14 protein-coding genes are annotated in these 11,691 nt (G+C 70.5%); 5 read left to right on the forward strand and 9 right to left on the reverse strand.

Annotation, left to right across the window (positions count from 1 at the left end):
- Nucleotides 1–72: 72 nt before the first annotated feature.
- The 4 genes from F1734_RS25810 to F1734_RS25825 are packed head-to-tail and all read right to left on the reverse strand — an operon-like array spanning nt 73 to nt 2,336.
- Nucleotides 73–1,065: a cytochrome c biogenesis CcdA family protein gene (locus F1734_RS25810; RefSeq protein WP_006554629.1), complete on the reverse strand. Its 993-nt coding sequence runs from the start codon at nt 1,063–1,065 to the stop codon at nt 73–75.
- Nucleotides 1,062–1,607 (reverse strand): TlpA family protein disulfide reductase, encoded by a 546-nt coding sequence (locus tag F1734_RS25815; protein WP_006554630.1) that lies wholly within the window; start codon nt 1,605–1,607, stop codon nt 1,062–1,064. The genes F1734_RS25810 and F1734_RS25815 overlap by 4 nt, the downstream gene beginning before the upstream one ends.
- Nucleotides 1,604–1,930: a hypothetical protein gene (locus F1734_RS25820; protein ID WP_006554631.1), complete on the reverse strand. Its 327-nt coding sequence runs from the start codon at nt 1,928–1,930 to the stop codon at nt 1,604–1,606. The genes F1734_RS25815 and F1734_RS25820 overlap by 4 nt, the downstream gene beginning before the upstream one ends.
- Nucleotides 1,931–1,952: 22 nt before the next feature.
- Nucleotides 1,953–2,336, reverse strand: a complete 384-nt coding sequence (locus F1734_RS25825; protein WP_039958748.1) for an ArsR/SmtB family transcription factor — start codon at nt 2,334–2,336, stop codon at nt 1,953–1,955.
- A gap of 121 nt (nt 2,337–2,457) precedes the next feature.
- Between F1734_RS25825 and merA the strand changes: the two genes are divergently transcribed.
- The 4 genes from merA (at nt 2,458) to F1734_RS25845 (ending at nt 5,477) form a co-directional block, all read left to right on the forward strand.
- Nucleotides 2,458–3,894, forward strand: a complete 1,437-nt coding sequence (merA, locus tag F1734_RS25830) for a mercury(II) reductase (RefSeq protein WP_006554633.1) — start codon at nt 2,458–2,460, stop codon at nt 3,892–3,894.
- A 45-nt stretch (nt 3,895–3,939) separates the two neighbouring features.
- Nucleotides 3,940–4,338, forward strand: a complete 399-nt coding sequence (locus F1734_RS25835) for a MerR family transcriptional regulator (protein WP_006554634.1) — start codon at nt 3,940–3,942, stop codon at nt 4,336–4,338.
- Nucleotides 4,339–4,408: 70 nt separating this feature from the next.
- Nucleotides 4,409–5,050 carry an organomercurial lyase MerB gene (merB, locus tag F1734_RS25840; RefSeq protein ID WP_006554635.1) on the forward strand — a complete coding sequence of 214 codons (642 nt, stop codon included), beginning with the start codon at nt 4,409–4,411 and terminating at the stop codon, nt 5,048–5,050.
- Between the two features lie 64 nt (nt 5,051–5,114).
- A complete protein-coding gene (locus F1734_RS25845; protein WP_238424193.1) occupies nt 5,115–5,477 on the forward strand; it encodes a hypothetical protein in 363 nt (120 codons plus the stop codon).
- Here the strand turns inward: F1734_RS25845 and F1734_RS25850 are convergent.
- The 3 genes from F1734_RS25850 to F1734_RS25860 form a co-directional block, all read right to left on the reverse strand.
- The gene (locus F1734_RS25850) at nt 5,446–6,453 is read right to left on the reverse strand and encodes a tyrosine-type recombinase/integrase (protein WP_019290687.1); all 1,008 of its coding nucleotides are present in this window, start codon (nt 6,451–6,453) and stop codon (nt 5,446–5,448) included. The genes F1734_RS25845 and F1734_RS25850 overlap by 32 nt on opposite strands.
- A gap of 131 nt (nt 6,454–6,584) precedes the next feature.
- Nucleotides 6,585–6,935 carry a DUF3703 domain-containing protein gene (locus F1734_RS25855; RefSeq protein ID WP_019290688.1) on the reverse strand — a complete coding sequence of 117 codons (351 nt, stop codon included), beginning with the start codon at nt 6,933–6,935 and terminating at the stop codon, nt 6,585–6,587.
- Nucleotides 6,936–6,980: 45 nt separating this feature from the next.
- Entirely contained in the window at nt 6,981–7,904 is a 924-nt protein-coding gene (locus tag F1734_RS25860) for a sterol desaturase family protein (RefSeq protein ID WP_019290689.1), read from the reverse strand.
- A gap of 274 nt (nt 7,905–8,178) precedes the next feature.
- On the opposite strand from F1734_RS25860, the gene F1734_RS25865 reads away from it, so the two are divergent.
- Complete coding sequence (locus F1734_RS25865; protein ID WP_238424195.1) at nt 8,179–10,155, forward strand: N-acetylmuramoyl-L-alanine amidase; 1,977 nt, start codon at nt 8,179–8,181, stop codon at nt 10,153–10,155.
- Nucleotides 10,156–10,180: 25 nt separating this feature from the next.
- Here F1734_RS25865 and F1734_RS25870 read toward each other — a convergent pair whose 3' ends face one another.
- Together F1734_RS25870 and F1734_RS25875 are read right to left on the reverse strand one after the other, a co-directional pair.
- The gene (locus F1734_RS25870; RefSeq protein ID WP_050993551.1) at nt 10,181–10,867 is read right to left on the reverse strand and encodes a helix-turn-helix transcriptional regulator; all 687 of its coding nucleotides are present in this window, start codon (nt 10,865–10,867) and stop codon (nt 10,181–10,183) included.
- Between the two features lie 177 nt (nt 10,868–11,044).
- Nucleotides 11,045–11,635 (reverse strand): cadmium resistance transporter, encoded by a 591-nt coding sequence (locus F1734_RS25875; RefSeq protein ID WP_019290692.1) that lies wholly within the window; start codon nt 11,633–11,635, stop codon nt 11,045–11,047.
- Nucleotides 11,636–11,691 lie beyond the last annotated feature (56 nt).

The raw sequence follows: 11,691 nt of genomic DNA on the forward strand, positions 1-11,691 counted from the left end.
CCTCCGATCCGAGCGCCCGGCCCGGGTCTGGGCTGTGGTCCGTACGGTGGCGGCTTCCCGCCGGCGGGTGGGTCAGTGCCGGGTCCGGTGTTCAGCCTGGCCTGCTGTTTGCCGGGCCGCAGCCGGGAGGGTGCAGCAGGGTTCTTCGCCCGGGCGGCCGGCGGGCGCAGCGGCGGGGGCGGTGTCGTCGTTCGCCGTGCAGCAGCCGGAGGCGGGTTGTCGGGGTGCGGGGACGCGCCGGTGGTGGCGCCAGTAGGCGGTGATCACGGCCAGCACCGCGAGGGCGGCCAGGGTGGCCAGGATGGTGGTGTGGGCCTGGATGAAGACGGAGGCGGTGGCGGAGAAACCGGCCAGAGCGCCCGAGGTGGTGCTCATGGAGGTGCTGCCGGCGGTGGCGGGGGTCCACCAGTACCAGGTCAGATACGCGCCGGTCAGGACCAGGACGGCGGCGGTGACGCGAGGGCCGTAGCGGGCCAGCGCGGTGACCTTCCGGGTGAGGGCGGACCCCGCGGCCGCGGTGGTCAGGGAGATGAGCAGCAGGACGGTGGCGGATCCGGCGGCGTACACGGCGAAGAGCAGCAGGAGACCGGCGTAGCTGGCGGTGGCCTGGGCCTGGGCGATGACGGCGAGGAGCACGCCGAAGGTGCAGGACAGGGACGCGGCGGCGTAGCCGATTCCGAAGACGGCCATGCGGCGGGCGGTGGGCGGGCCTTCGGCCGCCCGGCCACCGGAGGCGGGCAGCCGGAGGGTCAGGGTCCGGCCGGTCAGCCCGGCCAGGCCGAGCAGCAGCAGGATGACGCCGGTGGCCAGCCCGAGCCAGGGGGCGGCGGAGATGAGGGCGCGGGCTCCGGCGCTGACGACGAGCCCGGCGGCGGCGAGCGTTCCGGCGAAGCCGAGGGTCAGCGCGACACCGGAGCGCAGCGCGCGGCCGAGGCGCACGGGCAGCGGTGAGGTGTCGGTGTCGCCGAGGGCAGAGGTGATCCAGGCGGGCAGCAGGGCGAACCCGCAGGGGTTGACCGGTGCGATCATCCCGGCGGCGAACGCGAGGGTGAGCAGGCCGTTCACTTGGCGCCCGCCTTCTCCAGGGCGGCCTGGATCGCCTCGGGGCCGGGGTCGGTGGCCCGGTAGGTGACCTTGCCGGCCGGGTCGACGACGATCAGCGTGGACAGCGCGGCGACCTGGTACCGCTGGGAGAGCGTGGCGTTCTTGTCGATGACCGCGGGCAGTTGGGGTGCCTTGATGTAGTCGAGGAACTGCCGGATGAGCTGGGGTGATTCGCCCGGGTCCATGTCCACCGCGAGGACGTTCGCCTTGCCGTTCAGCTCCTTGCCGGCCTTGGCCAGGGACTTGGCTCCTTCGGAGCATTCGCCGCAGCCGACGGAGAAGAAGAACACCGCGGTCGGCTTCTCGCCCGGCACCTGGATCTTCTCGTCGCTGATCGTGGTCACCTCGGTGCCGTCCTTGGACACCGACCCCTTGGCGGTGCCGCCTGCGGCGGTGGTCTTGGCCGGGGTGGTCCCGGTGCCGCAGGCGGTGGCGCCGGCCGCGAGGGCGGCAGTGGTGGCCAGGGCGAGGAGGGTGCGGCGGCGGGGCGGGAACATGGTCATCGGGAGCGGGGGCCTTTCTGGTCGGCCGGGGTGGGCGAGCGGTCCCGGTCGGCGGAGCGCGTGGTGGGCGGGCAGCAGGCACTGCGCCGTGCGCGGTGGCGGATGACGGCGGTCACGGCGGCGGCCAGGGCGAGGACCGCGGCGGCGATCACCCAGGGGTTGCCGAGGATGCCGCCGACCGCGCCGAGGGCGCCGGCGGCGATGAGGGCGGGCCCGGCGCAGCAGGCGATCATCAGCAGGGCGGCGCCGATCCCGGCGCCGGCCAGGCCGGCGCCGGAGGGCTCGGAGTTGTTCCGGCGTGGGGGCCGGTGGGTGGCGGGCATGGCGGTGGTGCTCCTTGCTGGGTCAGTCCTGGCTGTCGGGGATGCGGGTGCAGCAGGACAGGGCGGCGGCGTTGTCCGCGGCCAGCGAGCGGGCCAGGATGATCAGGTCGGCCACGCGCGGGTCGCCGACGGAGTAGCGCAGCTTCTTGCCGTCGCGGCGAGCGGTGACGTAGCCGCAGTCGGTGAGGCAGGACAGGTGCACCGAGACGCGGGGCTGGGAGATGCCGGCGTAGGCGACGCAGTCGGCGGAGGTCCGCTCGCCGCGAAGGATGTACTCCAGCAGCTTCAGCCGGGTGGGGTCCGACAGGGCGCGGAAGAACTTCGCCACCGTGTCCAGATGGGTACACGGCATCTCCTGCGGGCCCTCCTGAGTGGAAGGGGCGGGGGCAGTGACGCGGTCGGACATGCGGGCCTCCACAACTGGAATTATTCGCCTGGCCGCATAGTATGGTCGTGGTGAGCTATTCGGCAAGGCGCATAGAAGCGGTCCCGGTCACACGGGACCCGGGACGCGAGGAGGTGCTGCGGTGAACGCAGCGGACAACGGCTACGACCTGGCGGTCATCGGCTCCGGCGGCGGGGCGTTCGCCGCCGCGATCGCCGCCCGTCGCAAGGGCCGCTCGGTGGTGATGGTCGAGCGCGGCACGACCGGCGGGACGTGCGTGAACACCGGCTGTGTGCCGTCCAAAGCGCTGCTGGCCGCCGCCGAGGCCCGCCGCAGCGCGCTGGAGGGGCAGCGTTTCCCCGGCATCCGGACCGAGGCAGGGCCGGTGGCCTTCGACGCGCTGATCGACGGCAAGGACAAGCTGGTCCAGGAGATGCGGGCGGAGAAGTACACGGACCTGGCCGCCGAGTACGGCTGGGACATCCTTGAGGGCACCGCTCGCTTCACCGGCAGCCCGGACAGCCCCGCCCTGGACGTGGCGCTTGTCGGCGGCGGCAGCCGCCGGATCGAGGCCGCGCACTACTTGATCGCGACCGGATCCGCTCCGTGGGCGCCGCCCGTGGACGGCCTGGAGGAGGCCGGTTACCTGACCTCCACCACCGCCATGGACCTGGACGTACTGCCTAAGAGCCTGTTGGTCCTGGGTGCCGGGTATGTCGGGCTGGAGCAGGCTCAGCTGTTCGCCCGCCTGGGCGCCAAGGTCACCGTGGTGGCCCGCAGTCGTCTGACCTCCGGTGAGGAACCCGAGATCTCCGCCGCCCTGCAGGACGTCTTCGCGGACGAGGGCATCACCGTCCACACCCACACCCGCCTGACCGCGGTGCGCCGTGACTCGGGCGAGGTCGTGGCGACCGCCCGCACCGGCGACGGCCGCGAGGTTCAGCTGCGCGCCGACGAGCTGCTGGTGGCCACCGGCCGCCGTCCGGTCACCGACGGACTCGGCCTGGAGGCGGTTGGAGTGGGGACCGGCGAGCGGGGCGAAGTCGTCGTCGACGGGCATCTGCGTACGGCCAATCCGCGGATCTGGGCGGCCGGGGATGTCACCGGGCACCCCCAGTTCGTCTACGTCGCCTCCGCCCACGGCGCGCTGATCGCCGACAACGCGTTCGACGGTGCCGGGCGCACGGTGGACTACCGCCACCTGCCCAGGGTCACCTTCACCAGCCCGGCCATCGCCTCCGCCGGCCTGACCGACGCCGAGGCCGTCGCCCAGGGCTACACCTGCGACTGCCGCGTCCTGCCGCTCGAGTACGTGCCGCGCGCGCTGGTCAACCGCGACACCCGCGGCCTGATCAAGCTCGTCGCCGACGCCTCCACCGGCCGCCTGCTGGGCGCGCACGTCTTGGCCGACGGCGCCGGTGACGTCGTCGCCACCGCCGTCTACGCGCTGGCCAACCAGATGACGGTGCAGCAGATGGCCGACCTGTGGTGCCCCTACCTGACCATGGCCGAGGGCCTGAAGCTCGCCGCCCAGACCTACACCCGCGACGTCACCAAGCTGTCCTGCTGCGCCAGCTGAAACCGCCGGGAAGGATCGATCATGAGTGGGAGCCGGACGCGGCCGATGACGGTCGGCGAGCTGTCCCGCCGGACGGGGGTGCCGGTCAAGACGCTGCGCGAGTACACCGACCTCGGGCTGATCTACACCCTGGGCCGCAGCCCGGCCAACTACCGGCTCTACACCGCCGACGCGCTGTGGTGCGTGCGGTTCATCGGCGAGCTGCGTGGCCTGGGCCTGACCGTCGCCGAGATCCGGGAACTGACCACGGCGTATCTCGACGGCCCCCCCGGGCCGGTGGGTTCGCACCTGGCCGAGCTGCTGCACCGCTCCCGCGAACGGCTGCGCCAGCGTATCGCCGCCCAGCAGCAGATCCTGGACCGGATCGAGAAGTTCCAGGTCGAACACCGGGCGGACCTGGCGGAGGGCGACCTGTGCTGGGCCGGCGACCCGCAGCGCACTTGACCCTCACCCCGGGGGCAGACCCTACGGTCGGCACGCATCGGACCCATCCACCCAAGGAAGGAACGCGGTCGTGGACACCGACACCCAGGACTTCGCCCCCCGCTTCACCGACTCGCTCACCAGCGCTCCCGGCCTGGAACTGGCTCTGCTGCGGCCCCTGCTGACGCTGCTGGCGGCCGGTGAGCCGGTCACCGTCGACCAGCTCGCCGCCGAAACCGGCCGCACCCGTGAGGAGATCCGCCAGGCGCTCGCGGCCATGCCCGACACCGAGTACGACACTCAGGGCCGCGTCACCGGCTACGGCCTGACGCTCAACCCCACCCCGCACCGCTACGAGACCGACGGCCGCACCCTGTACACCTGGTGCGCGCTCGACACCCTGGTCTTCCCCGCCGTCCTGGGCCACACCGCCCAGGTGACCTCCCCCTGCCGCGCCACCGGGGAGCCGGTGCGGCTGACCGTGCCCCCGGACGGGCCCACCAGCGTGGAGCCAGCCGGTGCGGTCGTCTCCCTCGTCGCCTGCGAGACTCCGGCCTCCATCCGCACCAGCTTCTGCAACGAGATCCACTTCTTCACCAGCGCCGCGGCCGCCGAGGACTGGCTGGCCGGCCACCCCGGCTCCCGAGTGCTGCCCGTCGCCGACGCCTACGCCATCGAACAGCCGCTCATCCACCAGATCCTCACCGGCACCTCCTCGTCCGGCTGCTGCTGAGCACCCCCAGGGGTGGTCGCGGCCCGCGGCCACCCCGAAGGGGGCCGACAGGAAGGAGAGCACCATGAAGACCACTGCTGATCTGCTCACCGACGCCGTCATCGCCCCGGTCGCCGGGTACGCGGCGACGAAGGTGATGGAGCCGGTGAGCATGAAGCTCTACCAGCTCGAATCCGACGAGACCCGCCGGCGTGAGGACGCCGCCCGGCCCGGCTCCCCCTCTCAGATCGCCGCCGACAAGACCCTCGGCCTGCTCGGCATCCACCTCGACGACAAGGCGCGGGAGCGGGCCGGGACGGCGTTCCATTACGGGCTCGCCATCAGCTGGGCTCCGGTGTACGCGGGGGTCGCCGTAGTATTGGCCGAATTTCGGGCGGATATGGCGTCGCTGCTGGTCAGTGGGTGCGGGAAGTGCCGGGGCCGATGAGGCTGGTCAGTTCGCGCATGGCCTGGGGTGCGGGTTTGAAGTAGCGGCGCAGGTTCTCGGCCTTGCGGTGGCGTGACTTGGCCATGAGTTCGAGCAGGCTTGCGCCGGATTCGCCGAGGTGTGTGAGGCCGGAGTGGCGGAGTTCGTGGAGGTCCCATCCGGTGCCGGGGCCGTCGGTGGCGGTGGCGGCGTCGAGGAGGTCGCGGGCTTGGTCGTAGGACAGCCGCGCGTGTTCGGTGTCGGGGCACAGGTCGCGGTCGGCGAGGTATTTTCCGGGTCCGGGTCGGCGGTGGGTGAGGAATACCGGCCCGTGGGTGCGGCCGCGGAGCAGCCGGGGCAGGAGCCGGGCGGTGCCGGCGTCCCAGTACACGGTTTCCAGGACGTGTTCGTGGTGGGTGGCGCCGCGGCGGCGGGTGCGGGGTTTGGCGCCTTTGGATTTGACCCGGGCGCAGCGGCCGGCCAGGTCGAGGTCTTCGATGTTGAGCTGGAGCAGTTCCTCGGTGCGGGCGCAGGTTTCGTAGAGCATCCGCCACAGCGTCTTCTCCCGCAGGCCGATGTCGCGGCGGGAGATGAGCCGGTCGATCGCGGTCCGCGAGCGCACCGGTGTCTGCGAGTCCGGCGGGGTCGATCGGGCGGCCGAGGACGGGACTGCCGGGGCGGTCCAGCCTTGCTCGCGGCACCAGGACAGCCATTTCGCGACCGCGGCGCGGCGCGCGTTCCAGGTGTTGACCGCCGCTTGGCCCCACAACGCTTCCAGCACGGCGCCGATTTCGGCGTCGGTGACCGAGTCCAGAGCACGGCTGGCACCGATCAGCCCGTCGGGGCCCCGGCCGTCGATCGCGTCGACGGTCTTGACGATGGCGATGCCGTAGGCGCGGCGGGTGTTCGCCGAGCCGATCGTGTCGAGGAACGCCTCGGCGGCGGTGCGCAGGGTGCGCGTCGGCGCGGTGCGTAGCCGTGTCACCTTCGCGGCCATCGGTTCCCCGTTTCCGGCTTGCCCCGGATAACAGGGCTGCTTCGTGTAGGCGCGACGGTGGGTCCGCCGCAGGTCGAGTTTCACGCTACCCCGGATAACAGCCCGTTATCCGGGGCGAGCGAACCGGTGGGTTATGCGGCCGCCGGGTGCAGCAGGGCTGCGAGGTCGGGTGGTGTGGGCATGGTCTGGCGCAGCCCGACATGCGCGCGGCCGGTGTTGCCTTCGGGGGCGAGCCCGGCCAGGGAGCCGGGGGCGGCGACGATGATCCGGATGATCTGGCCGAGGGCTTCGCGGCGGTCGCGCTGGCGCACCGCCAGGGCGAGCATGGCGAGGTGGTTGGCGGTGTGTAGCCACGGGTCGGGCTGGGACAGGATGTGGGCACGTTCGAGGTGGGCCCAGCGCTGGGCGGGGTCGGGTGTGGTCTTGGCGGCGTGCATTTCGTCGTGGTAGCGGGCGCGGGCTGCGGGCGGGATGGTCGGCACGGCAGGTTCCTTTCGAATGGTCGATGTGTCCGGCGGAACGGGTGGTCAGGCTGTTGTGACCTGTTCGGCGGTCTCCGACGTGGGGGTGGTGTCGGGTGCGAAGTGGCAGGCGCCGTGTCGGGTGAAGGGTTCGGCGAGCTGGGCCAGGTAGCCGGTGGGGTAGTCGGGTTTGGCGGCCATGCCGAGGTCGGTGCTGGTGAACCGGCGTGCCGGGTCGTAGCTGTGGGTGCGCAGCAGGTGGTCCCAGATGAGGGTGAACAGCCCGAAGTTGACGTCGCCGATGCCGGCCCATTTCAGGTGGTGGAACCGGTGGCCCTCGTTGAGCGCCAGGACGTGTTTGAGGGGACCGATGCGGTAGTCGGCGTTGGAGTGCTGCAACAGCAGCTGCACCGCCACCGCCAGCGACAGTGCGGCGGCGACCGGGACCGGGATCCCGGCCAGCAGCAGCGGGGTGACCCCGGCGGTCATCTCGATGGTTTGGTGCAGGGGGTGTTTCATCAGGCCGTTGAGCCCGTAGAAGCGGGTGACGCTGTGGTGCACGGCGTGGAACCGCCACAGGATCCCGATCTTGTGGCTGGCGTAGTGGGCCAGGGTGATCCCGAGGTCGGCGACCAGGACCGCGATCAGCACCTGCATCACGAACGGCCAACCGTGCGGCCAGATCCCGTCGCCGGGAATGAGCGCGGCCAGAGCGGGGATGGCGGCGACGCTGGCCAGGATGAGGGTTTCGTTGACGAAGCCGTGGACGGTGTCGCGGCCGGTGTCGCCGTGAGAGGCATTCCAGGACACCTGATACGGCAGCACGCGTTCGGCGGTGAACGACACCGCGACCGCGACCCCGAGCAGGGCGATCAACCAGGCCTTGTGGGCGCCGCCGGCGGCCACGGCGATACCGACACCGTTGATACCGAGCAGCATGAACGGTGCGTAGCCGTAGCGGATGAGTGGGCGGGCGAGCAGCGTGGACATGGATTCAGCCTCGCGCTCAGGCGCGGAAGGGGCTTGAAGAAACCGGCTGACTTCGCCTCGCCGAGTGGCGGCCGAGGTGGAGGTCATCGCAGGGCAGGACCTGACCGGCGGCGGCCAATGGCCCGGGTGTCGCACCGAATGTCAGCTACACCCCGGCTACAGTCTCGAGTAACCCTTCATGCTTGGGGTGGTTGTGGTTGGTGTGATCGGTGGTGCGGTTCGGGTTGTGGAATGCGGACCGGCCGCCGCGGTTTCTACCGAGGTAGGAGTACTGGTGCCGAACTACGCCCGCAAACGAACCATAACGCTTCCCCTGGTCGCGGTCGCTGTGGTCGCGGCGCCGGTCGTGGCCGGTTTCCTCGGTGGAGGGGGTCAGTACCGGTTCTCCAACGACAGCGGTCCGGGCCAGCGTGCGCAGACCAGGACCGCTGTGGTCGCGCTGTCGGAGTTTCCGACGGCGGTGGTGGCGTTGCGTGAGCTGGCCGGGATGCCGTTGCCGGACCTGCGGGTCGGTGATCTTGCGGTGGTCCCGGGTGCGCCACCGCTACCGGAGGGTTCGCGGGTCGGGCCGATCGGTTTCATCGCCGGCGAGGGAGCCGCGCCGATCTCGGCCCGGACACCGGCGTTGGATGCCGGCGTGGTGCCCGAGCAGTTGGCCGATCGAATCGGAGCGCAGGTCACCGAGCTCACTCACCGGGGTCGTTTCAGCATGATCGGTTTGACAGCGCCGGACTTGGGGGGCATCACCACGATGGTGCGAGCCCGCCAACTCGATGGTTCCTGGGGTCCGTGGTTCCAGGCCGGGACCGACGACAGTGTTGCGGCCCGTCGCCCGGGCCCGGGACGCGTGCAGGGCAGTGAACCTGTCTATGTCGGCGACACTGACGCGGTGCAGATCCTGAGTACCCGCGGGCCTGCTGAGGCAGGTCTGTCCGAACCTCAGGGGCCGAGCGCGATCACGGGGCCCGAGCGACTCGGTTCCGCGACCACGCAGCTGTCGGCGGTGTTGCTCGATCCAGGCCGCGACGAGGGGGATCTGTCGGCGATTGCGGCACCGCTGGCAGGTGGCGGGCCCCGGGTGATCAGCCGGGAGCAGTGGGGCGCCGACGAGTCGCTGCGCTGTGAGGACCCGACCTACGACGACGGCCTGGGCGGGATCGTGGTGCACCACACCGCGGGACGCAACGACTACAGCAAGGCCGAGTCGGCGGCGATCGTGCGCGGCATCTACGCCTACCATGCCGAAACGCTGGGGTGGTGCGATATCGGCTACCACGCGCTGGTGGACAAATACGGTCAGATCTTCGAGGGGCATTTCGGCGGTTTGGACCGGCCCGTGCAGGGCGCGCACACCGGGGGGTTCAACGAGAACACCGCCGGGGTGGCGTTCATGGGTAACCACGAATCCGAAGAACCGTCCCAGGCGGCGATCACCGCGATGGGGCAGTTCATCGGGTGGCGCGCGCGTGTCGCGGGATTGGATCCCCGAGGGACCACCACCATGATCTCTGAGGGCACCGAATACACCCCGTACGGCGAGGGCGAACAGGTGCAGCTGCCGGTGGTGTTCTCCCACCGCGATGTCGGTAACACCACCTGCGCCGGTGATGCTGCGTATGCGCTCATGGATCGTATTCGTTCCATCGCGGCGGGTACGAGCCCGGGTGCGGGGCCCGGGCAAGCTCCGGGCGGCCCGGACTCGTCTGCGGTGCCCGATCCCGATGCTGATGCCGATGTGTCGACGTTGGCGGCGCTGACGGGCAAATTGTTGGATTTGGTCGACCGCAGTGTGCTGGCCCGGTACTGGGTCGATACCGGTGGACCGCAGGGGCGGCTGGGGCCGGCCGCCTCGGAGCTGGTGTTCACCGCCGACGGCGCACAGCAGGCCCGATTCGTCCACGGTTATCTGTTCCAGGCTCCCGACGGTCGGGTCTACGAAGTTGCCGGGCGCATCGGGCAACGGTTTGCCCAGCTCGGCGGGAGCGACGGCGTGCTGGGTGCGCCACGCAGCAACGAGTACCCCGTGCCCGGTGGTGTGCGGGTCGATTTCGATCGCGGATCGTTGGTGTTCAACCGGGAGACCGGTGTCGTCACCACGTTCGGACCACCCCAACCGGATCCCGATCATCCGACGCCCTCGACTACGTCCGCTGAAATTCCACCAGCACCTGCACCCGTAGCCGCGGAGGCTGTACCGGCACCGCCTCCAGCGTCCACCGGCTCGGCCGAAACTGCGCCGAGTCCACAGTGAGGTAGTCCGCACGTCGCGAGCAGCGCTATGCGGTGGTGGTTCGGTCACGCACTGGTGGCGGCCGCCATCCGGTGGCGGTCAGCGCTTCGGTCGGTGAGATGCCGATCAGGTCGCGGCAGGTGCGGGTGAGGTGGGCGCTGTCGGCGAATCCGGCTGTGTGCGCGGCCTGGGTCAGGGATCCGCCGTCACGCACCACGGTGAAGCCGAGCTGCAATCGTACCCACCGCCGCCACGCCACATAGGGCAGTCCGACCTGGGCGGTGAAAATGTGCGAGAGGCGACTCGCCGACATCCCGATGTCGGCGGCGAGTTCGCTCAGCGGGGGTGGCCCTCCCACCCACTCGGTTGCCCGGCGCAGTGCCTCGGCTACGACCGGATGCGAGGACCGGCGCGCCGGGACGCCGGCGGACGCAGGTGGCGCGGGTGCGGTGACGCTGACCCAGGTTGTGGATGCCTGGCGAGGTTGCTCGCCCAGTCGGGCCAGCGCTGCGTGAGCGGTCGTGCTGTCAGGGTCGAGGAAGGCGAGGAATCCGCTGGTGCCGGGTTCGGTGTGGACCTGGTGGACCACCCCGGGTGGGATGATCGCTGTGACAGCGGGGATGGTGTGTCCGGTCGCGTCGGTCAGGATTAATCGTCCGCGTGCGACGAAGAGGACTTGCACGGCGGCGTGGGCGTGGGCAGGCGCGTCGCCGATGTCGCCGGTGAATGTCATGAGCCCGGGAGTCAGGGACACCCCACCGGACCAGCGCTGCCCGGCAGCCCTCACCTCCGCACCGCCCGTTGATGGCGGCGTCGGAGCAGCGATCGGTAATTCGGGCGCGGGGTCAGGCAAGTCACGGTGCCGCCCTTCTGGCGTGGTGATCTGGTTTGTGCGGACACGGAGTGTGCGTCAGAGGCCGAAGGCGCCGCCGCTGACGAGGATGACGATTCCGAGAACGATCAGCACGAGCGGGAACAGGATGTGTTCCCACCGTTCCAAGATCTCGGCAATAGTGCTGCGGGTGGTGAGGAACTTCGCGGTGATCACCAGCACCCCGACCAAGAGCAGGAACACGACCGAGTAGGCGATGATCGCTGCGGTCCCGACGGTGGCGAAGACCGGGACGTAGACGCCGATGTTGTCGCCGCCGTTGGCGAAGGTCACCGCCGCCACCGTCCAGACCGCGACCTTCTTGCCCTCGAACCGGTCATCGTCGTCGCCGTTGTTGCGCCATGCTCTCCAGGCGGCGAGCAGACCGAGCAGCAGAGGAATGAGCCCGAAGTAGGCGATGGCTTCTTCGGGCAGCAGCGCCGTGACTCCGAGCGCTACGAGGACCGACGCGGCGAGGATCGCTCCGAAACCGAGATATTGTCCGGTCGCGATGGCGGCCGTTGTTCCGCGGGTTCCCGCGCCGCGGGCGAAAAACAGCGAAAGCACGATGATGTCGTCGATGTTGGTCACCAGGAAGAGTCCGATGGCCTGCAGGATCGAGGTAACCATTCCGGCGGATGCCCTTTCTCGGGGAGTGCACTGCTGTCCGGCTGCCACGCGGTTGT

This window comes from Rhodococcus ruber (genome assembly GCF_016804345.1).
Classification (GTDB): Bacteria; Actinomycetota; Actinomycetes; order Mycobacteriales; family Mycobacteriaceae; genus Rhodococcus; species Rhodococcus ruber.